The sequence below is a fragment of the Streptomyces sp. NBC_00102 genome (assembly GCF_026343115.1).
Lineage (GTDB): Bacteria > Actinomycetota > Actinomycetes > Streptomycetales > Streptomycetaceae > Streptomyces.
On sequence record NZ_JAPEMC010000001.1, the window covers coordinates 805,534 to 828,179 of the forward strand.

A 22,646-nucleotide genomic window follows, 5' to 3' on the forward strand; every position below is an offset into this window, starting at 1 on the left:
CACCTCCGTTGAGCACCGTGCCGACGGCCTCGAAGACGCGTACGTCCGTCGGATACCCATCCTGGTACGCGACGGGGGGACCTCACAGTCCGGTCCCTGTTTTTCGGCACCGGCGGCCCGCACGCTCGGAGCCCGGCCGTTCCCCGCCGGGGGCCGGAGAACGCGGGCCCCCACCGCCTGCCTCCTCACTCGGGGAGAAGCTCACCCGCCGGCGCCTCCACGACCCCGGCTTCCTCCGCCGTGTACGACGAGGTGAAGGTGAAGGCGCGCGGGGACGGGCCCTCGGCCCGCAGGCCGGCCAGCCGCTCCAGGGCCTCCTCGACGGTCGGGACGTGCCCGGCGGGGACCCACCAGAGGACCAGGTGCGCCTCGACGTGCCGGTCGAACCAGTCGCGGCGCCGCCGCATCACTTCCAGGTGACCGCTGCGGTAGGTGAAGTCCCAGAGGGCTTCCGGGGTCTCCCACACCGACATGTTGACGATGACGTTCTCGCCGGCCGGACGCAGGTCGGTGGCGTCGGCGCCGCCGTACCCGACGAGCCGCCACACGAAGCCGGGCGCGGTGTCGGCGGTGGCGTTGACCGGTTCGAGCAGCTCGACGAACGGCGCGATGCGGGGGTCGTCGAGGGGGTGGAGGAGCGTGGAGACGTTGAGCTGGGCGAGGTGGGCGGCGCGCGGGGATGCGGTCATAGCCTCATCCCAGCACGGTCCGCATTTCTATGTCAATCGTCATTGTTTTTAGAATCTTCGACGATGACGCAGCACTCCCCCGGCCGGGCGTCCATGCGGGCACGGACGGGACCGTCCGTACCGAGCAGCCCCTCCAGCAGCGCGAGGTTCATGCCGCAGACGAGCGGCGGATAGCGTTCGGCGACCGCGTGGAAGGGACAGTTGCGCATGCGGACCACAGGGGCCGCCACCTCCGCACCCTCCGTACCCTCCGCACCCTCTTCGCCACCCACGCTTTCGAGGCGGGGCTCGTAGCCGCGCGCGGCCAGCGCCTCCACGGCCCCCGCGAGGTCGCGGCAGGGCTGCGCCGTTCCGCGCAGCACCTCACCCCTGCGCCGGGCGGCCGCGCGGAGCCCGGCGTCGAGGCCCGCCTCCTCGGCGGCCTCCGCGAGCAGTTCGGCGGCGGTGCGGTAGTCGCGGGCGGGCAACGAGACCTCGAACTCGGCGGACACCCGCGTGTACACCTTGGCGGGGCGGCCGGCCCCCGGCCCCGAGCGGCCCGTCAGCCTGCGACTGCCGCTCGCCAGCAGACCCGCCTCGGTCAGCTTGTCCAGATGGTGCGCGGCCAGCGTGCGCGCCACTCCGGCCGCCTCGGCGGCCTCGTTGCGGCCGACCTCCCGGCCCTGCGCCGCCACGTATTCGTACAGGCGGCGGCGTACCGGGTCCTGCAGCATTGCGATCGCGTCGATGTGCTCCACCCGGCCATTCTAGGAACAACGCAGGTTGGAGATAGAGGGCGGCGGAGGCCGCCCCCGGCCCGCCGAGCCCTACAGGACGGCGTCGAGCAGCCCCGGGAAGCGGGATTCGAGGTCCTCGCGGCGCAGGGTGAGCGCGCGTCGGCGACCCTGGGGGACATTACGGACGACGCCCGCCTCGCGCAGGATCTTCAGGTGGTGGGAGAGCGTCGACTTCGGGATGGGGCCCGAGTCCGGCTGGCACTCCGCGACCTCCAGGGACCCGGCGGCGGCGAGGCGCCGCACGAGCTCCAGCCTCGCCGGATCACTCAGGGCGAAGAGGACCCCGGTCAACTCCAGCGCCGCGGCGTCCGGATGCGCGAGGTCCCGGGTCGATCCACTCATGGTGCGAGAGTACGGGAACCATCTCCGTTCGAAAATATTGGAACCATGAGGCGCGGTGAACTACGCTCCAACCGTTCGAGAATTTTGGAACTAAATCGCTGGGGTCTCCATGTCCACCGCTCCTCCCCCTGCTTCGGCACCCGCCGGCCGGAGCCCCCGCCTCTCCCGGGCAGGGGGTTTCTGGCTGCTGGCCACGACCCAGTTCACGCTGATGGCCGCCAGCAGCGCGCCCTCCCCGCTCTACTCCGAGTACGCCCGCGACTGGGGTCTGTCGGCCACCGCGGTGACCATCGTCTTCGCCGTCTACGCCGTGGCCGTCCTGGCGGCCCTGCTGGTGGCCGGCGCCCTCTCGGACCACCTGGGCCGCCGTCCGGTGCTGATCGCCGCGCTCGTCGGCGAGGCGGCGGCGATGGTCGTGATGATGACCGCCGACGGGGTGGGCCAGCTGATCGTCGGCCGAGCCCTGCAGGGGCTGGCGACCGGCGCGGCGGCGGGCGCCATCAGCGCGGGGCTGATCGATCTGCAGCACCCGGGCTCCCGGCTCGGCGCGCTGCTGAACAGCGTCGGCACCACGGGGGGCATGGCGGTGGGCGCGCTGGCAGGTGGAGCGCTCACCCAGTACGCGCCCTCCCCGCACGTCGTCGTCTTCGCCCTGCTCGCGGCCGCCTCCCTGGCGCTGGCGGCCGCCGTGCCGCTGGTGCCCGAGACCTCCCCGCTGCGCCCCGGCGCGCTCGCCTCGCTCCGGCCACGGGTCTCCGTCCCGCACGCGGACCGCAGGGCGTTCCTGATCGCCGCGCCCTCGTTCACGGCGAGTTGGGCGATCGGTGGCCTCTACCTCTCCCTGGGCTCGTCGCTGACGGCGGACATCCTGCACACCGGCAACCACGTCGTGGCCGGGCTCGTGGTGGCTCTGCTCCCCGGCACCGCCGGACTCGCCTGCTACGCGCTCCGCGACATGGCCCCGCTGCCGATGATGCTCTCCGGCTCGGTGGCCCTGGCCGCCGGAACCCTGCTGACCCTGCCGGCCCTCCTCCTCCCGTCGATGCCGCTGCTGCTGGCCGCCACCGTCGTCGCCGGATTCGGCTTCGGCACCTCCTTCTTCGGCGGCTTCCGCATGCTGGCCCACACCGCCGCCCCTGAGCAGCGGGCCCTGTTGTTCGCCTCCGTCTACGTGATGTGCTACCTGGCCAACAGCGTCCCGGCCGTGGCCGCCGGTCTCGCCATCCCCGGGCTGGGGCTGCGCGAGACCGCGACCGGTTACATCGGGGCGGTCGGCGCGCTGGCCCTGCTGTCGATCCCGTTCGGCATCGGCACCCTTCGGCGGGCCGGGGCAAAAGCGCCGGCCGCGGCTCCGCACGCCCCGGCCGGCGCCCGGTAGCCGCGGCCGACGGCCTTCCGTCGCCGCGGAGCGACGCGGTCCGACCCCCCGTCGCGGCACGGGCCCCCTCGCGCAGACGGGATCACCACGGGGCGCCGCGCCCGTGTCACCAGCGCGGGATCGCCGGGGTCACCCACTCCGGATCGGCCTTGCGCATCGCCGCCGCGTCGTCGCGGTCGCGCAGGGTGCCGTCGTCGTCCAGCCAGCGCCGGTGGAGGAGGGCCAGCCGGTCGCGGTCGAGTTCGACACCGAGGCCCGGCGCGTCGGAGACGGTGAGACCTCCGTCCTTGAACACGTGGCGGGCGGTGATGACGTCCTCGGTCTGCCAGGGGTAGTGGCTGTCGCAGGCGTAGTCGAGATTGGGCACGGTGGCGGCCACATGGGTCATCGCGGCGAGGCTGATGCCGAGGTGGGTGTTGGAGTGCATGGACAGGCCCACCCCGAACGTACGGCAGATCGCGGCGAGTTCGCGGGTGCGGTGCAGTCCGCCCCAGTAGTGGTGGTCGGAGAGGACGACCTGTACCGCGTCCTTCGCGAAGGCCTCGGGCAGTTCGGCGAGGGTGGTGACGCACATGTTGGTGGCGAGCGGTACGCCCGTTCCCGCCGACACCTCGGCCATCGCGGGCGTTCCGCTCGCAGGATCCTCCAAGTACTCCAGTACGCCGCCCAGTTCGCGGGCGACCCGGAGCGAGGTCTCCACCGACCAGGCGCCGTTGGGGTCGAGCCGGAGCGGACGGCCGGGGAACGCCTCGGCCAGCGCGCGGATCGCGGCGATCTCCTCGTCGGGCGGGAAGACGCCGCCCTTGAGCTTGAAGGAGCCGAAGCCGTGGTCGCGGGCGAAGCGTTCGGCCTGGGCGACGACCCCGGCCGGATCGACCGCGGCGCCCCAGTCGTCCGTCTCGCCGCCCTCGGGGTGGGCCGCCCATCGGTAGAAGAGGTACGCGCTGTAGTCCACGACGTCGCGCACCTTGCCCCCGAGCAGGGCGTGCACGGGCAGGCCCAGCGACTTGCCGAGCGCGTCCAGACAGGCGACCTCGAAGCCGGAGACGACGGAGAGCCGGAGCTTGTCGGCCGTACGGACGCCCCGCAGGCCGCCCGCGTCGACCCCCTCCTCGCCGCCCCGGGTCTCGCCCGACGCACCGCAGACCTCCTCCGCGAGGGCGAAGAGGCCGTTCAGATCGCTGACCGAGCGACCCGGCAGCGCCAGGGCGAGCGGGCCCGCGAGATCCAGGTAGACGGAGTCGCCGTACGTCTCCCCGATGCCGGTCACGCCACCCTGGGTGACCACTTCCACGATGAGTCGCGGGGTGTAGGGCTGGTGCACGCCCTGGGTGTTCAGCAGCGGCGGGTCCGCTATGAGAATCGGGGTGAGCCGGACGTCCTCGATCAACAACGCTGTATCCATACGTGAACTCTATTCAGGGATACGTCCGGACGCCAGGGTGGACCCGGCTTCGTCGCCCGGGCCGACGCGGACTCCCCCGCACTTCGTCCCCGCCGATTCGAGCCACTCACTGGACGACATACCGACTGGTCGGCATCATGGGCACGTTCCGTCCACCACCCCGGAGGTGCGCGTCATGAGTTCAGTCCCCCCGCCAGGACTCGACCCCGTCCTGCTGCGCGGCCATCTCGACCGTGAGCGGCCGGGACTGGTGAGCGGACCGCTCGAAGCGCGGCTCGTCGAGGGCGGCCGGTCGAACCTGACGTACACCGTCACCGACTCCGTCCGCACCTGGGTGGTCCGCAGACCGCCGCTGGGACATGTGCTCGCCACCGCGCACGACATGAAGCGCGAGCACCGGGTGATCGACGCCCTGCACCCGACCGCGGTGCCGGTGCCGGAGGCGGTACTCCTCTGCGAGGACGACTCCGTCATCGGGGCGCCGTTCTACGTCATGGAGTACGTGGAGGGCACCCCCTTCCGTACCGCCGAGCAGCTCGCCCCGCTCGGCGCCGAGCGGACCCGGCAGGTGGTGCTGGGACTGGTGGACACCCTGGTCGACCTGCACGCCGTGGACCCGGCGGCCGTCGGACTGGGCGACTTCGGACACCCCGAGGGATTCCTCGACCGACAGCTGAGGCGCTGGGGCAAGCAGCTGGACGCCTCGCGCAACCGCGAACTGGCCGGCATCGACGAACTCCACGCCGGCCTCGGCCGCGCACTGCCCGACTCGCCCGCACCGACCGTGGTGCACGGCGACTACCGCCTGGACAACGTGCTGATCGGCGCCGACGACTCCGTCAAGGCCGTGCTCGACTGGGAGATGTCCACCCTCGGCGACCCGCTCACCGACCTCGGGCTGCTGGTGATGTACAGCTCCGACCTGGGGCTTCCCCGGTCGCCGGTCTCCACGACGAGCGGCGCCCCGGGCCACCCCTCCCCCGCCGAGCTGATCGAGCGCTACGCCGCCCGCTCCGGCCGGGACGCCTCGGCCATCTCCTGGTACACCGCGTTCGCGTGGTTCAAGCTCGCCGTGATCCTGGAGGGCATCCACTACCGCTACACCCTCGGCCAGACGGTCGGCGCGGGCTTCGACCGCATCGGCGAACTCGTCCCCCTCTTCATCGAGCACGGCCTCACCACCTTCCAGGAAGGCTGATCACCCGCATGGACTTCGCATTCGACGCCCGTACCGAGGAGCTGCGCACCAGGCTGCTCGCCTTCATGGACGAGCACGTCCACCCCGCGGAGAAAACCGCCGAGGAGCAGCGCGCCCTGCTCGCCTCGCCGTGGGAGACCCCGCCGGTGGTGGCGGAGCTCAAGGCCGAGGCGCGCCGCCAGGGCCTGTGGAACCTCTTCCTCCCCGACGCCGAGCACGGTGCCGGGCTGACCAACCTCCAGTACGCGCCCCTCGCCGAAATCACCGGCCGCTCGCCGCAGTTGGCGCCGACCGCGCTGAACTGCGCGGCGCCGGACACCGGGAACATGGAGGTGCTCCACCAGTTCGGTACGGATGCCCAGAAGAAGCAGTGGCTGGAGCCCCTGCTCGCGGGCGAGATCCGTTCCGGTTTCGCCATGACGGAACCCGAGGTGGCCTCCTCCGACGCGACCAACATCGAGACCCGGATCACGCGCGACGGCGACGAGTACGTCGTCAACGGCCGCAAGTGGTACATCTCCGGGGCGATGAACCCGGACTGCGCGATCTTCATCGTGATGGGCAAGACCGACCCGGACGGCGAGGACATCCGCCGCCAGCAGTCGATGATCCTGGTCCCGCGCGACACCCCGGGACTCGAAGTGCGCCGCGCCATGCGGGTGTACGGGTACGAGGACCACTGGCACGGCGGGCACGCCGAACTCGTCTTCACCGACGTCCGCGTGCCGGTGGCCAACCTGATCGGCGAGGAGGGCGGCGGCTTCGGCATCGCCCAGGCGCGCCTCGGCCCGGGGCGCATCCACCACTGCATGCGACTGATCGGCATGGCGGAGCGCGCGATCGAGCTGATGTGCCGCCGCGCCGTCTCCCGTACGGCCTTCGGGAAGCCGCTCGCCCAGCAGGGCGTGGTGCAGAACTGGATCGCGGACGCCCGGGTCACCGTCGAGCAACTGCGGCTGCTGGTGCTGAAGACGGCGTGGCTGATGGACACCGTGGGCAACCGGGGAGCGCACACCGAGATCCAGGCCATCAAGATCGCGACGCCCCGGGCGGTGCTCGGCATCCTCGACGACGCGGTCCAGCTGCACGGCGCCGGAGGCGTGAGCCAGGACTTCCCGCTCGCCGAACTGTGGGCGTCCGCACGGACGTTGCGCCTGGCGGACGGGCCGGACGAGGTGCACCAGCGGTCGCTGGCGCGGCGGGAGATCAAGAAGTACCTCTGACGGTACGGACGACGGGGCCGGGGTGCGGGTGGGAAGGCCCCCGCACGCCGGCCTCCTCACCGGCGCGGCCCTGCCGGACCGGGAATGCGGGTGCTCCGCCGGAGTGGGCCGTGCGAGCATCGGCGGGTGACCGATGACGAGGGACTGTTTCACGCGCGACTGATCGGCGAGCGGCTCGACCGGGTGGCCACGGAGCTGCGCCCGCGCTCCGACGACGGACCCTCGCTGCTCCGCCTCCGGCTGCACATGGACGGACTCGGCCCCGTCCTGTTCGGTGCCGCCGGGACCGGCTTGTCGCTGCGCGCCGAACCGGACGCCGGCACGGAGCACGGCGACGTCCGGTGGACGGAGGACCCGCCGGAGCTCCCGCTGACCCGGTTCACCGGTCAGCGCGTCCGCTCGGTGCGCGAACTCCGCCACGGGGGCGGCGCGGCCGGGGCCCCGATCGGCGTCACGCTCCAGTTCCCCGGCGGGAGCGTCCACCTGCTCGGGTCCGACGGCGAGCTCCTCGTCCTGGAGCAGCTCCCGGAAGCGGACGCTGCCGGAGCCCGTGTGCACGAGGACGTGACCCTCGCGCGGGTGGTGATGACCTGCCAGGAGAGCCCGTCGCAGTGGGACGCGTGGACGACAGGGGGCCAGTACCTCTATCTGCGGTACCGGCACGGCTCGGGAACCGTAGAACAGTTCCCGAGCGAGGACACGGACACGTGGGGCGACGAGGGATCGTGGCTCTGGACCGACTGGGAGGACGGAACCCCGAGCGGCTGCATCGAGCTGGAGGATTTCCTCGCCATGGCCGGTCTGCGGCTGGCGCCCGGCGTCGAGGTCCCGCCGCGGTACCGTCCCGGCTGACCGCGGACACGGCGGGGCACGGGCCCGGAAGAGCAGGGCGCCCCGCCCGGCCGTGACCGGAACGAGGCGCCGCAGGGGCTCTCGGGATGCCCCGGGTGGAACCGTCAGAAGGTCAGCGACCAGCTGTTGATGTACCCGGTGTCGGAGGACGCCGTGTCCTGGACCTTCAGCTTCCAGATCCCGTTGGCGGTTTCGGAGGAGGCGTTGACGGTGTAGGCCGCGACGACGTTGTCCGCCGAGTCGCTGCTGCTCGCGCTCTTCAGCCGGTAGGCGGTGCCGTCCGGCGCCACCAGGTCCACCACGAGGTCGCCGCGCCAGGTGTGCCTGATGTCCACGTCGACCTTGAGGGTGGAGGGCGCGTTGCCGGTGCGCCCGGTGACGGTGATGGCGGAGGTGACGGCGGCGCCGTTGTCGGGCACGGTCACGTCGGTGGCGTTGGTGAAGACGGTTCCGGCCGGCGGGGTGGCCGTGGCGGCCGAGAGGTTCCAGACCGCGTAGGCGATGGCGTCGCTGTTGCGGTCGAGGGCGGTGTCGTCGATGTTGGCGGAGCTGTCGCAGGAGGCGTGGTAGCACCGGTCGAAGGCCAGACCCGAGGTGCCGCCCCACTTCTGGGCCTGCGCGGCGGTCTTGATGTAGTCGGCGCCGGAGAAGAGGCCGCCGACCGGGACGCCCGCGGTCTTGAAGGGCGCGTGGTCGGAGCGGCCGTCGCCCTCGGTCTCGATCTCGGTCGGTATCGAGACGCCCGCGTAGTAGTCCTTGAAGGTCTGCTCGATCGTCGGGTCGTCGTCGTAGACGAAGTAGCCGGGGTTGGGCGAGCCGATCATGTCGAAGTTGAGGTAGCCGGTGAGCTTGGCCCGCTCGGTGGTGGCGAGGTTGTTGACGTAGTACTTCGACCCGACCATCCCCAGCTCCTCCGCTCCCCACCAGGCGAAGCGGAGGTGCTTGTCGGGCTGGTAGCCGGCCCGGGAGACGGCGAGGGCGGTCTCCATGACGGCCGCCGAACCGGAGCCGTTGTCGTTGATCCCGGCCCCGGCCGTCACCGAGTCGAGGTGGGCCCCGGCCATCAGCACCTTCGAGGTGTCGCCGCCCGGCCAGTCCGCGACGAGGTTGTAGCCCGTGGCACCGCTGGAGGTGAACTGCTGGAGGGTGGTGGTGTACCCGGCGGCGTCGAGCTTCGCCTTCACGTAGTCGACGGACGCCTTGTACCCGGTACGGCCGTGGGCGCGGTTGCCGCCGTTGGCGGTGGCGATCGACTGGAGCTGGGCGAGGTGCGCCTTGACGTTGGCGAGCGGGATGTCGGGGGCGGTGACCGCCGCGGGGGCGGTCACGACGACGGGGGCCACGGAGTGCGCGGCCCCCGTCGTCAGGAACAGGGAGGCCACCGCGAGGGCGGCGGCACAGGGCAGGGTTCTGCGCAGGACCGGTCTCATCACATGCTCCGATTTCCGTGAAAGGTGACGGAAGACGCGGGGGGTGTCCGGCGGGAGCCTTGCCCCGGCCGGACCTGGAGCTGGTGGTACGCGATGCGGTGCGACGTGCGGGCGCGCGTGGGGTGCGATCCGGCGCGCGGAGTGCGGGACGCGCCGGTGCGTGACCGATATTCAGCCAGTTAGCCGTACACGGTCAAGAGCGGGAACCGGACATGACCGTTCGGTCAACGGACGTCGCAGGCAGAGGCGTTACGTGGCTCCACCACCGGTCGCGGCGGGCGGCCCAGCACCCCTCCACCACCGGTCGCGGCGGGCGGTCCCGCGCTCCCCCGCCGCCCCGGCCGGCACCCACCGGCTCACCCGTGCGGACCCCGCTCCGTGTCGCTGCCCGGCGTGCTCGCGGTCGGCTGCGAAGGTACGGCGAGAGTTTCGACCGGATGCCCCCGGTGTGGCGCCGGGCGCCGCGCCGTCGTGTCCGTAACCGCCCGCGATCCGGGGCCCCGCCCCTCCGCGTCGCTCCGAGTCGGCCCGGTGGACGCCGGACCGCCGCCGGGTGCGTCGCGCACGGGCCGGGGGCGTACCCGGCGGGCCGGCCGTCCGGCTCGTACCGCCTCGGCAGAAGGGCACGCATGACCACGGGTCAGGGGCACGGACGCACCACGGGCCGGAGCGGTCCCGCGGGAGGCGGTCACTCCGCGCAGGGAGCCGGCCCCGCGCACAGCCGCCGGGGGTTTCTGCGCGTCGGCGGCGCTATCGCGTCGGCCACCGCGCTGGCGCCGGTGCTGTCCGGGTGTGCGGGCGGTTCCGGCGGACTGCGGATCGTCGGGGTGACCGACCAGCAGCAGCCGGTGGAGGAGTTGCTGGCGCTGTACCGCGAGAGCCGGCCCCACGAGTCGTTCACCACCTCGTTCGCGCCCACCGAGCAGATGCAGACGGTGGTCCGCACACAACTCGCCGGCGGCAACGCCCCGGCCGTGCACGCGGTGTACCCGGGCAGCGGCAGCGCGATGTCCATGGTGGAGCTGGCCAAGGCGGGGCTGCTCACCGATCTCAGCGCGCAGCCGTGGACGGAGGGCATCCCGGCGGCCTTCGGTACGGCCTACCGGTACGAGGGGCACACGTACCTCTACTCGGCGGGCAGCTGCCTGATCGGCGCCATCTACAACAAGAAGGTGTTCGCCGGGGCCGGTGTGGAGCCGCCGTCGACCTGGCAGGAGCTGCTCGCGGTCTGCTCGAAGCTCAGGGCGCGGGGCGTCGTACCGATCGCGCTCGGCGCGCAGACTCCCTGGGTGACGCAGCTGATCAGCTACGCCCTGGTGCCGAACGCCGTCTACGCGCACAACGCCCGGTTCGACGACGACATGGCCGCCGGCCGGACGACCTTCCGGGACTCGGGCTGGGCCGACGCGCTGGGCCGGTACCAGGAACTTCAGCGCAAAGGTTTTTTCAACGACAACCCCAACGGCACCACGTTCGAGCAGCAGACCGCGATGGTCGCCACCGGGAGGGCCGCGATGGCCGTCCAGGTCTCCGCGGTGCTCGGGGTGTTCCGGGAGGCCGCCGAGAACCCGGGAGACCTCGCGATGTTTCCCTTCCCCGGCGCGGACGATCCGGCACGGCTGTGGATTCCGGCCGGGATCGTCGTCGGCCTCGGCGTCTCCGTGCGGGCGAAGGAGGACCCTCGGGCCGCGGACTTCATCGCCTTCCTCGGGAAGCAGGAGAACATCGACCGCTGGGCGTCCGCCGTCTTCGCGATTCCCTTCCGGCGGGACGCCTCCACCGCCGTCGACCCGGTCCTGGAGCCGTTCCTGCCGATCGTGGACGGCGGCCGCGCCGTGCCGTTCATGGACCAGCGGTGGCCCAACGCCGAGGTGCAGCCCGCGCATTGCTCGGCCGTGCAGGACCTGCTGGCCGGTGTGACGGACGTCCGGGGCGCGCTCGGACAGATGGACGACGCCTACCGGAGGACCTCATGAGCCGCTCGCTCCCCCAGCCCGAGGAGATCGACCCCGAGGAGACCCGCCCGGAGAAGACCGGGGCCCGGCGCCGGTCCGGGGAGTCCCGGCCCCGCATCCAGTTCCGGCCGCAACCGGAACCCCGGTCGCGGCCCCGCGCCCGCCCCGGACGCGATCTCACGCTCCCGCCCTGGGGGTTCGTCCTGCCCGCTCTGGTGGTGTACGCGCTCGTCGTGCTGTACCCGGCCGTCTCGGGCGTGGCGTACGCCTTCACCGACTGGTCCGGCATCGGCGACGCCTCGTTCGTCGGGCTCGCGAACTTCCGGGCGCTCCTCGACGACCAGCGGACCCTGGACTCCGTCGTGAACACGCTGCTGCTGACCGTCGCGGTGGTCGTCGTACAGAACCTCGTCGGGCTGCTGCTCGCGCTGGGGGTCGACGCCGGCATCCGGAGCGGGTCGCTGCTGCGGGTGGTCTTCTTCGCCCCGGCGGTGGTCAGCCCGGTGATGGTCGCCTTCCTGTGGAAGTACGTCTACAACCCCGAGGACGGCGCCGGGCTCAACGGCCTGCTGGGCGCCGTCGGTCTCGGCGCCCTGCGGCAGGACTGGCTGGGCGATCCGTCGCTGGCGCTCTGGTCGGTGGCCGCCATGGTGGTCTGGCAGTACGCCGGTTACTCGATGGTCATCTTCCTCGCCGGGCTCCAGGGGGTGCCGCCCGAACTGCACGAAGCGGCCAGGATCGACGGCGCCGGAGCCTGGCAGCGGTTCCGTTGGGTCACCTGGCCGATGCTCGCCCCGGCGCTGACCGTCAACCTCATGCTGTCGACGATCGGCGGCCTGAAACTCTTCGACCAGGTGTACGCGGCGACCAACGGCGGTCCGGGCACGGCCAGCGAGACGCTGTCGACGGCCCTCTTCAAGGAGGCTTTCGTGTACGGGAAGTTCGGCTACAGCACCGCCGTGGCCCTGGTGCTGGCGCTCTTCGTGGCGGCGGTCTCGCTGGTCCAGCTCCGCTTCCTGCGGGCGCGGGAGGTGACCGCGTGACCTCCGTGAAGCACGTGGAGCCGGCAGAGTCCGTACGGTCCGTGAAGTCCGTCCGCCGCCGTGCCCGGTACGGGAGTTGGGCCCTGGAACTGGTGATGGTCGCGGTCGCGGTCCTCTTCCTGTTCCCGGTGTACGCGCTGATCACGCTGGCGCTGAAGGAGCCCCGGCAGATCGCCGGCTCCCCGCTGGGCCTGCCCGCCCCTCCGACCGCGCAAAACTTCGGCAACGCGTGGTCGTCCGCCTCGCTGGGCCCCGCGCTCGTCAACAGCGCGGTCATCACCGCCCTCAGCCTGCTGCTCCTCGTGGTGCTCGGCTCCACGGGCGCGTACTTCCTGGCCCGCCGGGCCCAGGGGCTCGGGTACGGGCTGTACATCCTCTTCCTGCTGGGCATCGTGCTGCCGTTCCAGCTGGGGATGATCCCGCTGTACAAGCTGGTGGACGGCCTCGGCTGGCTCGGGACGTACCAGGGGATGGTGCTCTTCTACACCGGCATCCAGCTTCCGTTCACCGTGTTCCTCTACACCGGGTTCGTCCGCACCCTGCCCGCCGACTACGCGCAGGCGGCGCTGATCGACGGGTGCGACCACCGTCAGGCGTTCACCCGGATCGTGTTCCCGCTGCTGCGGCCCGTCACCGGCACGGTGATCATCCTGAACGCCGTCTTCGTCTGGAACGACTTCTTCACCCCGCTGCTCTACCTGGGCGGGTCCGACAAGGAGACCGTGCCGGTGAGGGTGTTCTCCTTCGTCGGCCAGTACGTGTCCGACTACGGGCTGGTCTTCGCCGGACTCGTGCTGGCCGCGCTGCCCGTCCTGGTGGTGTTCCTGCTGCTCCAGCGCTACGTCATCAAGGGGTTCTCCGGGGGGCTCAAGGGCTGAGCCCGGCCGGGACCCGGGCCGCCCCCGGCCCCGGCCGGGACCCGGGCCGCCCCCGGCCCCGGCCGGGACCCGGGCCGCCCCCGGCCTACGGGCGCAGCGCCCGCAGCAGCAGGTCCGCGAGGTGGTCGGCGACCTCCTGCTTGGTGAGCGGCCCGTCGGGGCGGTACCAGGTCGAGAGGTGGTGGATCGAACCGAAGTGGTAGTCGACGACGAGGTCGGCGGGGCTGGCGTGGGAGAAGACACCGGTCCGCTGTCCCTCCTCGATCAGGGCGCGGAAGCGCTCGTGGTAGCGGCGGCGTTCGACGCGTACCTGCTTGTTCTTCTCCGGGCTCAGGTGGTGCATGGAGCGGAAGAAGATGGACGCGTCGTCGAGGTTCTCGATGGTCGTCACGACCACGTCGGCGGCGGCGTCGCGCAGCCGCTTCTCCACCGGTTCGTCGGCGTCGGCGAAGGCGTCGAGGCGCTCCTGCTGGAGGCGGAGCACCCGGGCGTAGACCTCGTGGAGGAGGTCCTCCTTGGAGCCGAAGTAGTGGTAGAGGGCTCCCTTGGTGACCCCTGCGGCCTCGACGATCTCCTGCACCGAGGTGCGGTCGTACCCCTGTTCCGCGAAGAGGCGGGTGGCGGCGGCCAGCAGCCGTTGGGGAACGGGAACCCCATTCCCTTCCCTAGCCTTGGCCATCGCCGCCACCTGCCCTTCGTCATTGCCGTGAACGTGTTCTAACGCGGGGAACGCAGTTCCCGCCTGAGGATCTTCCCACTCGCCGTCTTCGGCAGCTCGGCCAGGATCTCGACCTGGCGCGGGTACTTGTACGCGGCGAGCCGTTCCTTGCAGTAGGCGCCCAGTTCCTCGGGTGCCGCCTCGGCGCCCGGCCGGAGGCTGACGTACGCGCGGACCGTCTCGCCGCGGTAGGCGTCGGGGACGCCGACGACGGCTGCCTCGCGGACGGCGGGGTGGGTGTAGAGGACGTCCTCCACCTCGCGGGGCCAGACCTTGAACCCGGAGGCGTTGATCATGTCCTTCTTGCGGTCCACGACGTAGAGCCAGCCCTGGCGGTCCATGAACCCGATGTCCCCGGTGCGCAGTTCGCCGTCGGGGAAGGCGGCGGCGGTGGCCTCGGGGAGGTTCCAGTAACCGGAGACGACCTGGGGTCCGCGGACCGCGATCTCGCCCTGTTCGCCGAGCGGAACCTCGGCGCCGCTCTCGTCGAGGATGCGTACGAGGGTGTCGGGGCCGGGGACGCCGACCGAGAGGGTGCCGGAGACGGGGTCGACGGGGGCCTCGCGGTGCGGGGGTACGGCGGCGCAGGGCGCGGTGCACTCGGTGAGGCCGTAGCCGTTGCGGATGTACGGGCCGAAGTCCGCCCGGAACTTCTCCACCAGCGCGGGCGGCAGGGGTGCGCCGCCGGAGGAGATCACCGCGAAGGAGTCGAAGTGGGCGGGGGTGGCGTCGGGGTGGGCGGCGAGCGCCATGAAGGCGGTGGACGGGCCGACGGTGTAGGCGGGGCGGTGGGTGGCGAAGGCTTCGAGGACGACGCTCGCCTCGAAGCGGTAGGCGAGCACCAGGGTGCCGGCGTTGGCGACGCAGGCGGCGAGCTGGCAGACCATGCCGGTGATGTGGAAGAGCGGGGCGAGGGCGAAGTAGGCGGCGCCCTCGGGGATCGGATGGTCCTTGCGCTGGCGTTCGGCGTTGACCATGACGTTGCCGTGGGAGTTCATCGCCCCCTTGGGCTTCCCGCTGGTGCCGGAGGTGTAGCTGATCAGCGCGGTGTCGGCGGCCGTGGGTCCGCGGTCCTCGGGGGCGGCGAGCCCCTTGCGGGCGACGGTCACGAGATCGTCGGCGTCGCCGGGGACGGGCAGCCGCTCGAAGCCGAGGACACGCGGGTCGTTCTCGCTCTGGAGGTCGAGCTCGCAGGCGGTGACGGCGATCGTGACGCCCGGGGCGCCGGCGACGGTGTCGCGCAGGTACGACTCCCAGGCCCGGTCCGAGCAGAACAGCGCGGTCACTCCGGCGTCGTCCAAGACGTGCGCGACCTCGCCGGCCTTGTACATGGGGTTGAGCGGGACGACGGTGGCGCCCGCCTTCCACGCGCCCAGCAGGGCGAGGACGAAGTGCGGGGTGTTCTGGAGCATGATCGCCACGCGGTCGCCGCGGCGCAGGCCGCGGGCGGCGAGGTGTCCGGCGACCGAGTCGCTCAGTTCGTCGGTCTCGCGGTAGCCGAGCCGTCCGTCGAAGTAGGCGAGGGCGGTGTGTTCCGGGGCGCGCGCGACGGCGGCCCGGAAGGCGTGGAGCACCGTCTCGGCCGGCTCGACGGGGGTGAGCTGCGTCGCGGAGAGCAGCCCGGTCCAGGGCTTCGCGGCGTACGGGGACGGGGCCTGGGCCGCCGTGTCCGGGGTGGTGGTCATGCGTGGGTCCCCTTCTCCCAGGTGCGCTGGAGCTTGTTCATTCCGCCGATCCATCGGTCCGGGTCCTCGGCCCTGGCCTGGTAGTACGTGGCCACCTCGGGGTGCGGGAGGACGAGGAAGCGGTCCTTGCCGATCGCGTCGAAGAGCGCGTCGGCGACGGCGTCCGGTTCGATGGCGGTGGGGGCGAGGACCAGGTCGCCGGCGGATCCGGCGGCGGTGAGCATGTCGGTGCGTACGCCCTGCGGGCAGATCGCGTGGACCTTGACGCCGCGGTGGCGGTAGGTGAGCGAGAGCCATTCGGCGAAGGCGACGGCCCCGTGCTTGCTGACGCTGTAGGGCGCGGCGCCGATCATGGTGAGCAGGCCGGCTGCGGAGGCGGTGGTGACGAACCGGCCGCTGCCGCGCTCCAGCCAGTCGGGCAGCAGCGCCCGGGCGGCGCGGACGTGGGCCATGACGTTGACGTCCCAGGCGGCGGCCCACACCTCCTCGTCGGCGAAGACGTCGCCGGGCGAGGCGAGGCCCGCGTTGGCGCAGAACACGTCGACGGTGCCGTCGAGGGCGTCCCGGGCGGCGTCCACGATCCCGGAGGCGTCCCCGGCGATCGCGGTGCCGCCGATCTCCCGGGCGAGCGGCTCGATCCGTGCGGCGTCGAGGTCGTTGACGACCACCCGCGCACCCTCGGCGGCGAATCTCCGGGCCAGGGCGGCGCCGATGCCGCCTCCGGCTCCCGTGACCACTACGCCGGCACCTTGCACCGTACTCATCGGGTCCTGCCTCTCTGCACGACTTCCCCAGCAGACTAACCAGTCGGTATGTGATCGGGGAAGGGGTCGCGGGAAGGTCTGGGATTCTGCCCTGCCGGGGCTGGGCGGCGCTGTGAATCGGCCCGCCGAGATCGTTCCGCGGGGGCGCCGCACGCGCTAGCGTGCATGCCCATGACAGTCCGCGCGATCATGGAGGTGGCTGGATGAGCCTGACCAGACGGGGTGTACTGGCAGCGGGCGGGGGCCTGGGAGCCCTGGCGGTGACCGCCGCGGGCGGGGGTACGGCGGCTGCCTCGGGCGGCCGCGGCGAGGACTCCGACCACGGCGGGCGTGCCCCGGTGCGGACCGGCTTCGACCGGCTGGCCGCGGGCGGCTACCGGCTGCTGGCCGGCGAACGCGTGGGCATCGTCACCAACCCCACCGGGATCACCTCCGACGTGCGCCACATCGTGGACGTGATGCACGCCGACGACCGGGTGAACCTCACCGCCGTCTTCGGCCCCGAGCACGGCTTCCGGGGCACCGCCCAGGCGGGCGGCTCCGAGGGGCGCTACGACGACCCGGCGACCGGACTGCCGGTCTACGACACGTATCTGAAGAACGGCCAGCCGCTCGCCGACGTGTTCACGGCCTCCGGCGTGGACACGGTCGTCTTCGACATCCAGGACGCGGGCGCCCGCTTCTACACGTACATCTGGACCCTGTACGACTGCATGGAGGCGGCGGCGCTCGCGGGCAAGCGGTTCGTCGTCCTGGACCGGCCGAACCCGGTCACCGGGCGGGCGGCGCTCGGTCCCGTGCTCGACCCGGCGTTCGGGACCTTCGTCGGGCGGCGTGAGATCGCCCAGGCGCACGGGATGACCGTCGCGGAGCTGGCGCTCTTCTTCAACGCCGAGTTCTTCGCCGACCGCCCGGCGGACCTGGACACGGTGACGATGTCGGGGTGGCGGCGCTCGGACTTCTTCGACGCGACGGGCCTGCCCTGGGTGCCGCCGAGCCCCAACATGCCGACGGCCGACACCGCGCTCGTCTACTCGGGCACCTGCCTCTTCGAGGGGACGAACCTCTCCGAGGGGCGCGGCACCACCCGTCCGTTCGAGCTGCTCGGGGCGGCCGGGATCGACCACCGCTGGGCAGCCGCCGCCAACGCGCTGGAGCTGCCCGGGGTCCACTTCCGCGAGGCGTACTTCGCGCCGACCTTCTCCAAGTTCTCCGGCGTCACGGTCGGCGGGGTGCAGCTCCACGTGGGCGACCGCGAGGTCTTCGACCCGGTACGCACCGGCATCGCGCTGCTGGTGACGGCCAAGGCGACCTGGAGCGGCTTCGCCTGGCGGGCCGACAACTGGATCGACAAGCTGACCGGCAACACCCGGGTCCGCACCATGATCGACGCGGGCGCGGACACCGACGAGGTGGTGGCCGCCTGGCGCTCGGACCTCGCGGCCTTCCGGGCCAAGCGGAAGAAGTACCTGCTGTACGGGGGGTGAGTCGGAGCGGTCCGGGTGCGGGGAAGCGCTCGGCTCACCCACCCGGACCGGGGTCTCACCAGGGCAGCGGGCCCTCGGCGTCGAAGTAGCCGCCGGTCGGGCCGTCCGGGCCCACCAGCGCCATCCGCACGATGATCTCCGCGCCCTCCTCCACGGTCTGGGTGCCGGTGCGCGCGTTGAGGTCGGTGGCGGTGTAGCCGGGCTCCACCGCGTTGATCCGCATCCCGGGGAATGCCTTGGCGTACTGCACGGTGATCATGTTGACCGCGGCCTTGGACGCCGGGTAGGCGACGCCCGGGTAGGCGGCGGCCGGGTTGCCCGGGGTGGCCATCCGCTCCAGCGAGGCGAGACCGCTGCTGAGGTTGACCACGACCGGGGCCGCGGAGCGTTCCAGCAGGGGCAGGAAGGCGTGGGTGACCCGCACGGTGCCCAGCACGTTCGTCTCCAGGATCGTCCGCATCGAATCGGCCGTCTCACCGCCCGCGCCGAGAACGCCCCCGTCCGGGGTGCGTCCCTCGATCCCGGCGTTGTTGATCAGTACGTCGAGTCCGCCCCCGTCCTCGATCGTCTTCGCCGCGGCCTCGACCGAGGCGTCGTCGGTCACGTCGATGAGGACGAGCCTGGCGCCGATCCGTTCCGCCGCCCGCCTGCCGCGTTCGGCGTCGCGGCTGCCGAGGTACACGGTGTGCCCGGCGGCGACGAGCCGGCGGGCGGTCTCGAAGCCGAGACCCTTGTTCGCTCCGGTGATCAGTGTGTTCGTCATGCCTTCCACTCTCCGGCCCGACCGGGGCGCCTGCCAGACGTCCCGTCTTCCTGGGACCGTCGGTACCAGGAAGACGGGCGGGCACCGGTGCACACTGGTGGGCATGGCGAAGGCGGAGTTCGGGCAGGCGGTGCGCCGCTGGCGCGACCGGGTGCCGCCCGAGGCCGCGGGGCTGGTACCCGGTGGCCACCGGCGTGCGGCGGGGCTGCGGCGCGAGGAGCTGGCGATGCTCGCCGGAATCTCCGCCGACTACGTGACCCGCCTCGAACAGGGGCGGGCCACCCATCCCTCCGGGCAGATCGTGGAGGCGCTCGCCGGGGCCCTGCGGCTGTCGGGGGCGGAGCGCGAGCACCTCTTCCGGCTGGCCGGCCTCGCGCCGCCCGGTCCCGGCACGGTACCCACCCGCATCTCGCCCAGCGTCCACCGGCTGCTCGACCGGCTGACCGGGACGGCGGTCGCGGTGTACGACGCCACCTGGACGCTGCTCCTGGCGAACCCGCCGTACGCGGCGCTGATGGGCGATCCGGCCGGGTGGCGCGGCCACGAGCGCAACGGGGTCTGGCGCAATCTGCTGGGTCCGGGCACGAGCCGGGTCCGCCAGACCCCGGAGGAACGACGCAGACTCGAAACGGTGCTGGTGGCGGACCTGCGCACCGCCGCCGCCCGCTACCCGGACGATCCCCGGCTGCGGAACCTCCTCGCGGAACTGCGGGCGGGCAGCGCCCGGTTCGCCGAGCTCTGGGACTCGGGGGCGGTCGGTACCCACGAGTCGGCCCGCAAGACGATCGACCATCCGGACGTGGGGACCCTGACCCTCGACTGCGACGTGCTCACCGTCGCCGGGGACGACCTGCGCGTCATGGTCTACACGGCCGAGCCGCACACCGAGGACGCCGAACGCCTGGCGCTCCTCACCCTCCTCGGCACCCCGGCGCTCGGCTGACCCCCACGCCCAAACGCGCGGTCCCGGTGCGGAGGTGGGTCGCACCTCCGCACCAGGACCGCCTGCTTCCGGGCGATCGGACTCCCTACCGGTGCGTGGGGAACTCCACGACCTGCTGGTAGGTCGGCCGGTTCTGCCACGGGATCGACTTCTGGGTGATCCCTCCCAGCGCGCGGTGGATAATCGCGTCGCTGCACCACTGGTTGCCCGCCGCGCAGCTGTCGTCACCCGGGTAGACCGTGGTGGCGGGCTTGGCGGCGGCCGTCTTCAGGGTGGTGAGCAGGGCCTCGCGGCAGGTGGCGAGTACGCCGCCTCCGCAGTAGGTGCGGGCCAACGGCCCCTGGACGTTCTCGCCGAGGACCTGGCGCAGGTCCTTGTCGGCGAAGGCCCACCAGCCGTACTGGAACGCGGAGCCGCTGTGCGCGCCGCTGGGTCCGTGGCTGGCGGCCGGGGACTCGTCCACGGCGAGGCTGGCGGCCAGCGCGTCGTAGAGCGTGCTCCCCAGGCCGGGCCGGAACTCCGCGTCCATCAGCGCGGGCCACCAGGCGTCCATGATCCGGACGGCGTCCGCGTTGGCGTACGTCCCCGAGCCCGCGGCGGTCTCCTTGCGCTGCGAGCCCGCCGCCCGCCAGGTCTCCAGCTGCTTGACGACCGCGTCGAGGGCGGTGTCGGTGACGGGCTGGGAGCGGATGATCTTCAGCAGTTCGGGCAGCAGCTGCTCGCCCCGCAGGTCGGTGACGGCGGCCGACTCCATGGCCTTGGTGAGGGAGGCGCGGGTGACGCCGCCCTGGGCGACCAGCGCGGAGACCCGGTCGTCCAGCAGGTCGGCCCGGTGCACGGCGCCGAACCCGAAGCCGGCGGAGGCGTACCCCTTGGCCTGCCGGTTGTTCCAGGAGATGTAGTAGTCCTGGCCGCTGGAGTGCGGGTGCGAGGCGAAGGAGGTGTACGTCGCGGTGTTCGCCGCCGGGTCGAAGCCCTGCCACTCGTAAGCCCGGTCCGCCGCGATGGGCAGCGCCGGATCCACGCCGGCGGCGCGCTCCGGGTTCATGCCGCTGTTGTAGTAGGCGGTGGTGCGGGAATCGGCGTAGAACCAGTTGAAGGCGTAGTCGATGTTGCTCGCCGCCTGCTGGAAGGAGGCGGCGTCGGTCACGTAGGCGGGGTCGTTGAGCATCTGGAAGCCGATGATGGAGTCGGCCTCGTGACGGTAGGTGGTGCGCAGCGAGGTGTACGCGACGGGCTTGCCGCCCACCGTGGCGCGGTGGGTGACGATGCCGTAATTGGTGCGCCAGACCTGCATCCGGTAGGAGCCCGCGGCGGTCGAGTCGGCGGTGCTGGGCTTCCAGGAGTTGACGCGCTCCATCTTCTCCATGGGCGTGCAGGTGCCCCGGTAGAGGTAGGAGGAGGAGCTCTTCGTCGGGGTGGCGCCGCTCGGTTCGCAGAGCTGGACGGCGTAGGTGTCGGTGATGTCCTGGGCGGCGGAGGTGGCGCTCCAGGCGTAGTCGTCGCCGCGGCCCATCTGGACGTACATGCCGACGCCGGCGAAGGAGACACCGCGGGCGCTGATGCCGGGGCCCTGGATCTCCTGGAGCATCATCAGCTGCGGGGCGAAGTAGCCGGTCTGGGGGCCGAAGACGGCGACCGGGTTTCCGCTCGCGGTGCGGGAGCCGGAGACCAGCAGGGCGTTGGACATGCCGCGCTTCTGGGCGTCGGTGCCGGAGCCGGGCAGGGTGCCCTCGGGGATGACGCCGTTGTCGAAGACGCCCTGGAGCGGCTTGAGGGCGGCCGGGGCCGCGACCGGGGCCTTGAGGTTGGTGCCCGCGGAGCCGGTGCGGTCGTAGATCAGCGGCTCCGCGGTGACGGAGCCCTTGTCGGGGAGTGCGGTGCCGCGCGCGGTGGCGGGCTTCTGGGCGTAGGGGAAGGAGGTCCCGTCGTGCACGGTGAGGACGGCCTCGGGGTCCTCGCGCTGGCGGAACGACTCCCAGACCTGGGTGCCTTCGGCGACGCCGTACTTCTCCTGGGCGGCGAGCAGCGAGATCGCGGCCTGCACCTCGCCGCCGCCTCCCCCGCCGAACTGGCCGCCGACGACGGTGGCGATGGCGATCAGGTCGGTGAGCTTGAAGGGCACGATCTCGCCGACGTTGGTGATCGAGTCGATCTTGCCGGTGAGGACGTACTCACCGGGGAAGTTGCGGCTCGACTTCGCCTTGTCCTTGTAGGCGTTGATGCCGTCGATGTAGGCCTGCGCGTCCGACATGGCCAGCTCGCCGCGGGTGCCCTCGGTGGTCCTGATCCGCTCGACCTGCGCTTCGAGGTCGGCCTCGGTGTACGGGGCCTGCGGCCAGAACTGCTGTTCCAGGCCCTGGTTGGCCAGCGCTCCGCCGGCGAAGGAGGTGAGTTCGCCGCGGCCGATGTGGCGGAAGAGATCCATCAGCCAGAGCCGGTCCTGGCCGGCCGCGTAACCGGCGCCGAACTCGGTGCCGTAGCGGGTGGTGCCGACGATGTGCGGGACGCCGGTCTTCTTGTCCCGGGTGATCGTGACGTCGCTGCGGGGCTGGACGGTGGACTCGACCTGACCGGAGGGGACGCCGAAGGAGGCGTCGTCGAAGAAGTCGGTCAGCTTGGCGTCGGTGAGGGTGCTCTGGCCGGAGATCAGCGAGGTGTAGCGGTCGAGCTGGTCGTCGCTGTGGGAGGGGTGGGTGCCGAAGAGCTTGTTGCCGAGGATGTCGGCGAGGGTGGCGTTGCCGTTCTCGCCGGGCGGCAGGATGTCCGCGCACTGCCCGGCGCAGTGGTCGGTGACCGCGGTGACCGCGGCCGGGGCGGCGCCTGCCGGGATTGATCCCGCCAGCATGGAGGTTCCGAGTGCGAGGACGGCCGCGAAGGTCGCGGCGAGCTTGCCGGTACGTGTACGTGGGGGCATGCGTACTCCTCAGGGAGGCCGATGCGCCGGAGATTACCGACGGTAAGTCGGGTCCGTAAGATGAGCATCAGTCACCTTTGCCGAATCGTCACACGACCCCCGGGCCCGGGTCGGCGGCCGTCGGCGGCCGTGCGCCACCCCGTGCGCCCCCGCCCGATCCGTGGCCGGAAATCATCTTTCGGGGGAGCCAGAACGGGCAG

19 protein-coding genes are annotated in these 22,646 nt (G+C 72.1%); 9 read left to right on the top strand and 10 right to left on the bottom strand.

Going from position 1 to position 22,646, the window contains the following annotated elements; all coding sequences use genetic code 11:
- Positions 1-185 precede the first annotated feature (185 nt).
- The 3 genes from OHA55_RS03630 to OHA55_RS03640 all read right to left on the bottom strand — a co-directional run bounded on the left by OHA55_RS03630 (position 186) and on the right by OHA55_RS03640 (position 1,807).
- A complete protein-coding gene (locus tag OHA55_RS03630) occupies positions 186-689 on the bottom strand; it encodes a DUF3291 domain-containing protein (protein WP_266702710.1) in 504 nt (167 codons plus the stop codon).
- 32 nt (positions 690-721) lie between these two features.
- Positions 722-1,426 (bottom strand): metalloregulator ArsR/SmtB family transcription factor, encoded by a 705-nt coding sequence (locus OHA55_RS03635; RefSeq protein ID WP_266702712.1) that lies wholly within the window; start codon positions 1,424-1,426, stop codon positions 722-724.
- Between the two features lie 69 nt (positions 1,427-1,495).
- Positions 1,496-1,807: a helix-turn-helix transcriptional regulator gene (locus tag OHA55_RS03640; protein WP_266702714.1), complete on the bottom strand. Its 312-nt coding sequence runs from the start codon at positions 1,805-1,807 to the stop codon at positions 1,496-1,498.
- A 109-nt stretch (positions 1,808-1,916) separates the two neighbouring features.
- On the opposite strand from OHA55_RS03640, the gene OHA55_RS03645 reads away from it, so the two are divergent.
- Entirely contained in the window at positions 1,917-3,185 is a 1,269-nt protein-coding gene (locus OHA55_RS03645; RefSeq protein ID WP_266702716.1) for an MFS transporter, read from the top strand.
- 106 nt (positions 3,186-3,291) lie between these two features.
- Here the strand turns inward: OHA55_RS03645 and OHA55_RS03650 are convergent, their stop codons facing one another.
- Positions 3,292-4,590: a glucarate dehydratase family protein gene (locus tag OHA55_RS03650; RefSeq protein WP_266702718.1), complete on the bottom strand. Its 1,299-nt coding sequence runs from the start codon at positions 4,588-4,590 to the stop codon at positions 3,292-3,294.
- A 175-nt stretch (positions 4,591-4,765) separates the two neighbouring features.
- Here OHA55_RS03650 and OHA55_RS03655 point away from each other — a divergent pair, with 175 nt between their 5' ends.
- From OHA55_RS03655 to OHA55_RS03665, 3 genes are all read left to right on the top strand, one after another.
- Entirely contained in the window at positions 4,766-5,788 is a 1,023-nt protein-coding gene (locus OHA55_RS03655; protein WP_266702720.1) for a phosphotransferase family protein, read from the top strand.
- 8 nt (positions 5,789-5,796) lie between these two features.
- Positions 5,797-7,011, top strand: coding sequence for an acyl-CoA dehydrogenase family protein (locus tag OHA55_RS03660; protein WP_266702722.1), 1,215 nt, complete (start codon positions 5,797-5,799; stop codon positions 7,009-7,011).
- A 126-nt stretch (positions 7,012-7,137) separates the two neighbouring features.
- Positions 7,138-7,863 (top strand): hypothetical protein, encoded by a 726-nt coding sequence (locus OHA55_RS03665; protein ID WP_266702724.1) that lies wholly within the window; start codon positions 7,138-7,140, stop codon positions 7,861-7,863.
- Between the two features lie 104 nt (positions 7,864-7,967).
- Here OHA55_RS03665 and OHA55_RS03670 read toward each other — a convergent pair whose 3' ends face one another.
- Positions 7,968-9,293 carry a M28 family metallopeptidase gene (locus OHA55_RS03670; protein ID WP_266702726.1) on the bottom strand — a complete coding sequence of 442 codons (1,326 nt, stop codon included), beginning with the start codon at positions 9,291-9,293 and terminating at the stop codon, positions 7,968-7,970.
- Between the two features lie 629 nt (positions 9,294-9,922).
- On the opposite strand from OHA55_RS03670, the gene OHA55_RS03675 reads away from it, so the two are divergent.
- The 3 genes from OHA55_RS03675 to OHA55_RS03685 are packed head-to-tail and all read left to right on the top strand — an operon-like array spanning position 9,923 to position 13,169.
- Positions 9,923-11,269: an ABC transporter substrate-binding protein gene (locus OHA55_RS03675; protein ID WP_266702728.1), complete on the top strand. Its 1,347-nt coding sequence runs from the start codon at positions 9,923-9,925 to the stop codon at positions 11,267-11,269.
- Positions 11,266-12,291 (top strand): carbohydrate ABC transporter permease, encoded by a 1,026-nt coding sequence (locus OHA55_RS03680; protein ID WP_266702730.1) that lies wholly within the window; start codon positions 11,266-11,268, stop codon positions 12,289-12,291. The genes OHA55_RS03675 and OHA55_RS03680 overlap by 4 nt, the downstream gene beginning before the upstream one ends.
- On the top strand, positions 12,288-13,169 hold the full coding sequence (locus OHA55_RS03685; RefSeq protein WP_266702732.1) for a carbohydrate ABC transporter permease: 882 nt from the start codon (positions 12,288-12,290) through the stop codon (positions 13,167-13,169). The genes OHA55_RS03680 and OHA55_RS03685 overlap by 4 nt, the downstream gene beginning before the upstream one ends.
- Positions 13,170-13,254: 85 nt before the next feature.
- Here OHA55_RS03685 and OHA55_RS03690 read toward each other — a convergent pair whose 3' ends face one another.
- From OHA55_RS03690 to OHA55_RS03700, 3 genes are read right to left on the bottom strand one after another with little or no spacing between them, the layout of a single operon-like run.
- The gene (locus tag OHA55_RS03690; RefSeq protein ID WP_266702734.1) at positions 13,255-13,848 is read right to left on the bottom strand and encodes a TetR/AcrR family transcriptional regulator; all 594 of its coding nucleotides are present in this window, start codon (positions 13,846-13,848) and stop codon (positions 13,255-13,257) included.
- A 38-nt stretch (positions 13,849-13,886) separates the two neighbouring features.
- A complete protein-coding gene (locus OHA55_RS03695) occupies positions 13,887-15,572 on the bottom strand; it encodes an AMP-binding protein (protein ID WP_266702736.1) in 1,686 nt (561 codons plus the stop codon).
- Positions 15,569-16,336, bottom strand: a complete 768-nt coding sequence (locus tag OHA55_RS03700) for an SDR family oxidoreductase (protein ID WP_266702737.1) — start codon at positions 16,334-16,336, stop codon at positions 15,569-15,571. The genes OHA55_RS03695 and OHA55_RS03700 overlap by 4 nt, the downstream gene beginning before the upstream one ends.
- 203 nt (positions 16,337-16,539) lie before the next feature.
- On the opposite strand from OHA55_RS03700, the gene OHA55_RS03705 reads away from it, so the two are divergent.
- The gene (locus OHA55_RS03705; RefSeq protein WP_266702738.1) at positions 16,540-17,823 is read left to right on the top strand and encodes a DUF1343 domain-containing protein; all 1,284 of its coding nucleotides are present in this window, start codon (positions 16,540-16,542) and stop codon (positions 17,821-17,823) included.
- Between the two features lie 55 nt (positions 17,824-17,878).
- Here OHA55_RS03705 and OHA55_RS03710 read toward each other — a convergent pair whose 3' ends face one another.
- The gene (locus OHA55_RS03710; RefSeq protein ID WP_266702739.1) at positions 17,879-18,586 is read right to left on the bottom strand and encodes an SDR family NAD(P)-dependent oxidoreductase; all 708 of its coding nucleotides are present in this window, start codon (positions 18,584-18,586) and stop codon (positions 17,879-17,881) included.
- Positions 18,587-18,689: 103 nt separating this feature from the next.
- Between OHA55_RS03710 and OHA55_RS03715 the strand changes: the two genes are divergently transcribed.
- Positions 18,690-19,529, top strand: a complete 840-nt coding sequence (locus OHA55_RS03715) for a helix-turn-helix transcriptional regulator (protein ID WP_266702740.1) — start codon at positions 18,690-18,692, stop codon at positions 19,527-19,529.
- Between the two features lie 85 nt (positions 19,530-19,614).
- Here the strand turns inward: OHA55_RS03715 and OHA55_RS03720 are convergent, their stop codons facing one another.
- Entirely contained in the window at positions 19,615-22,446 is a 2,832-nt protein-coding gene (locus tag OHA55_RS03720) for a penicillin acylase family protein (RefSeq protein ID WP_266702741.1), read from the bottom strand.
- Positions 22,447-22,646 lie beyond the last annotated feature (200 nt).

Bases quoted from the DNA above. Each gene is read 5' to 3' on its own strand.
- OHA55_RS03715 (WP_266702740.1), top strand. From the start codon at position 18,690: ATGGCGAAGGCGGAGTTCGGGCAGGCGGTGCGCCGCTGGCGCGACCGG.
- OHA55_RS03720 (WP_266702741.1), bottom strand. From the start codon at position 22,446: ATGCCCCCACGTACACGTACCGGCAAGCTCGCCGCGACCTTCGCGGCC.
- OHA55_RS03655 (WP_266702720.1), top strand. From the start codon at position 4,766: ATGAGTTCAGTCCCCCCGCCAGGACTCGACCCCGTCCTGCTGCGCGGC.
- OHA55_RS03710 (WP_266702739.1), bottom strand. From the start codon at position 18,586: ATGACGAACACACTGATCACCGGAGCGAACAAGGGTCTCGGCTTCGAG.
- OHA55_RS03705 (WP_266702738.1), top strand. From the start codon at position 16,540: ATGAGCCTGACCAGACGGGGTGTACTGGCAGCGGGCGGGGGCCTGGGA.
- OHA55_RS03675 (WP_266702728.1), top strand. From the start codon at position 9,923: ATGACCACGGGTCAGGGGCACGGACGCACCACGGGCCGGAGCGGTCCC.
- OHA55_RS03660 (WP_266702722.1), top strand. From the start codon at position 5,797: ATGGACTTCGCATTCGACGCCCGTACCGAGGAGCTGCGCACCAGGCTG.
- OHA55_RS03670 (WP_266702726.1), bottom strand. From the start codon at position 9,293: ATGAGACCGGTCCTGCGCAGAACCCTGCCCTGTGCCGCCGCCCTCGCG.
- OHA55_RS03650 (WP_266702718.1), bottom strand. From the start codon at position 4,590: ATGGATACAGCGTTGTTGATCGAGGACGTCCGGCTCACCCCGATTCTC.
- OHA55_RS03690 (WP_266702734.1), bottom strand. From the start codon at position 13,848: ATGGCCAAGGCTAGGGAAGGGAATGGGGTTCCCGTTCCCCAACGGCTG.
- OHA55_RS03630 (WP_266702710.1), bottom strand. From the start codon at position 689: ATGACCGCATCCCCGCGCGCCGCCCACCTCGCCCAGCTCAACGTCTCC.
- OHA55_RS03695 (WP_266702736.1), bottom strand. From the start codon at position 15,572: ATGACCACCACCCCGGACACGGCGGCCCAGGCCCCGTCCCCGTACGCC.
- OHA55_RS03680 (WP_266702730.1), top strand. From the start codon at position 11,266: ATGAGCCGCTCGCTCCCCCAGCCCGAGGAGATCGACCCCGAGGAGACC.
- OHA55_RS03645 (WP_266702716.1), top strand. From the start codon at position 1,917: ATGTCCACCGCTCCTCCCCCTGCTTCGGCACCCGCCGGCCGGAGCCCC.
- OHA55_RS03640 (WP_266702714.1), bottom strand. From the start codon at position 1,807: ATGAGTGGATCGACCCGGGACCTCGCGCATCCGGACGCCGCGGCGCTG.
- OHA55_RS03700 (WP_266702737.1), bottom strand. From the start codon at position 16,336: ATGAGTACGGTGCAAGGTGCCGGCGTAGTGGTCACGGGAGCCGGAGGC.